This window comes from Leptothoe sp. LEGE 181152 (assembly GCF_032906605.1).
Lineage (GTDB): Bacteria > Cyanobacteriota > Cyanobacteriia > Phormidesmidales > Phormidesmidaceae > Leptothoe > Leptothoe turfae.
This window is the reverse complement of sequence record NZ_JASATU010000010.1, coordinates 34,647-36,416: the sequence shown is the minus strand read 5'-3', so window position 1 is coordinate 36,416 and position 1,770 is coordinate 34,647. Positions and strand designations below refer to the sequence as shown.

At 45.9% G+C, this 1,770-nt stretch carries 1 protein-coding gene; it reads left to right on the top strand.

Annotated elements, in window-relative coordinates; all coding sequences use genetic code 11:
- Positions 1 to 614 precede the first annotated feature (614 nt).
- Positions 615 to 1,769 carry a MupA/Atu3671 family FMN-dependent luciferase-like monooxygenase gene (locus tag QGP82_RS06135; RefSeq protein WP_499057748.1) on the top strand — a complete coding sequence of 385 codons (1,155 nt, stop codon included), beginning with the start codon at positions 615 to 617 and terminating at the stop codon, positions 1,767 to 1,769.
- The last annotated feature ends 1 nt before the right edge of the window (position 1,770 follow it).

Sequence of the window (1,770 nt, the reverse complement as noted above, 5' to 3'; positions counted from 1 at the left end):
GGTGGCATTTTGGGGCTCGACGCAAGATAACATTTACCATTTGACGGAGCATCAGCGATGGTTGATCGGCTACAGCGATTCATTCCACTCTGAAATCTGTTGGTGCGATTCGGATGACCAAGCACATGCGGAGAGCGACTATTTCTTTTTAAGAAATAGTTTCTTTCTCTTGTCTAATTACATTGGATAAACCGTGATAAGAAAAATTTACACTCGATTGTGAAAGGCATTCTACTAGCTTCCCAGGAAATCGGTTGCAATCTCCCTGTATTATTTTGTATTATTTAGCACGTTCTGAATTTAGAATGTCTGATAGACGTAATAAATCAAATTTAGCGTCTCAAATCTCACGTCTCAAATACACCCATTGGTAGCTATGCTCAAATGTCGAGAGTCTGAGGGGTGAGGTCGTAACGTTTAAAGTTGTCATCGAAACGGTTCAGAAGTAGGATGGAAATTGTGGCCATGATCTTTTTGATCTAACCTTCAGATATCTTCATAGTTGTAGTTGGCTCATATTTCGAACAATTCACGCTGCTTGACTCACGCTCCTATTAGACAAGCGATCGCGAGTTGAGATTTGATACAGAACCTGCAGAATTGAAGGGTGATCGATGAGCACGGTTAATCAGCGATTAACAGATTTGTTCTCTAAGAACATTGTTGTGGAGCCATCCAGGTCTTCAACGTCAATGTTGTCCCAGGACGCTGGTGGTGGCTTAACCAACGTGACCTTCAGTTGCATATTTTTCTCTGATGTCCGTAAGGCCATTTCCAATCGCAGCAAGTATGCATTTGTGAGAGAGCTGGTTGAATTTGCCGACCATTCAGGATTTGAAGCCGTCTGTTTTCCTGAGAGGCATTTCCATGAGTTTGGCGCGATCTATGCCAATAATTCGGTTGTGGCGGCATACTTCGCCCCATTGACGAACCATGTGCGGTTGCGGGCGGCTGCGGTTTCTGTGACGTTGCATCACCCTGCTGAAATTGTTGAGAATTGGGCCATGGTCGATATCTTGTCGAATGGTCGAGTGGATTTGGGATTCGGTAGCGGCTGGAATAAACCCGATTTTGTCCTTTCCCCTGAAACCTACGAGAATCGTTTCAAACTGCGTGATCAGCGGATTCCCATCATTCAAAAACTCTGGCGTGGAGAAACGGTTGACTTTCCGGGACCCGGTGGAGAGATGTTCCCCATATCAGTGTATCCGCGCCCCATTCAGCCGGAACTAAATGTTTGGTATTCCACATTCTCTGAGCAGGGGTTTGAGCGTGCTGGTAGTATGGGCTACAACATTTTTACGATGCTGCTGCCCGACAATGTGAATGCGTTAGCCAAAAAGATTAGCCGCTATCGCCAGGCGCGTGCTGCTGCAGGTTTTGATCCAGAAACCGGAATTGTCTCATTGCTGATGCACACCTTTGTGCACCCGGACATGGACTGGGTGCAACAAGTCGTTTCCGGACCATTTAAGGAGTATATTGCTAGCAGTGTTTTGCCTCAGATGAAAGCGGTAGGCAAGCATTTTAACGATTCAGAAGTTGATCGGATTGTTGATTATTCTTATGCCCGGTATTTACAAACGGGCGGTATTTTTGGACCGTTGACAGATTGTCAGCGACAGATCGATCAGGTGATCGCTGCTGGGGTGAATGACATCGCATTGTTGCAGGACTTCGGTGTTGAATACAGTGCAGTGCAGCAATCACTCGAATATGTGAGGGAACTGGTTAACCGTAACCGAGAATCTAGACATCTAGCGGGCTAAG

What these genes read in the sequence shown, in the direction of transcription:
- QGP82_RS06135 (WP_499057748.1), top strand. Translation starts at nt 615, where the DNA reads ATGAGCACGGTTAATCAGCGATTAACAGATTTGTTCTCTAAGAACATT.